This is a genomic window from Streptomyces sp. 4F14 (assembly GCF_048159485.1).
In the GTDB taxonomy this organism is placed as follows: domain Bacteria; phylum Actinomycetota; class Actinomycetes; order Streptomycetales; family Streptomycetaceae; genus Streptomyces.
Genome location: NZ_JBLRVY010000302.1, coordinates 1 through 343 on the forward strand (window position 1 = coordinate 1; position 343 = coordinate 343).

Sequence of the window (343 nt, forward strand, 5' to 3'; positions counted from 1 at the left end):
TCACCCGCTGGACCAGCGACGATCCCGACCGCCCGATCACCCTCCTCGACCCGCTGTATCTGACCTGGTTCCTGGCGGCCCTGTTCATCTGGCGTCTGACGACCCCGATCTGGGAGTCGCTCCGCAGCCCCCTGCCGCCGGCCCTCACCATCGCCGCCGCGGCGACCCTCTCCCCGTCCATCGGGGACGACCTCGACCTCCAGCGCGTCGCGCAGTTCCTGCCGTACTTCGTGCTGGGCCTGTGCCTGAGGCCCGAGCAGCTGCGCCTGGTGCACCGCCGGGAGGCCCGTCTGCTGGCCGTACCGGTCTTCGTGTGCGCGCTCCCGCTGGCGTACTGGGCGGT

The 343-nt window shown here is 71.7% G+C and carries 1 pseudogene; it reads left to right on the plus strand.

Features of this window, described 5'->3' with window-relative positions:
* Positions 1-343, plus strand: a pseudogene (locus ACLZOT_RS50830) (hypothetical protein); the annotation flags it as partial.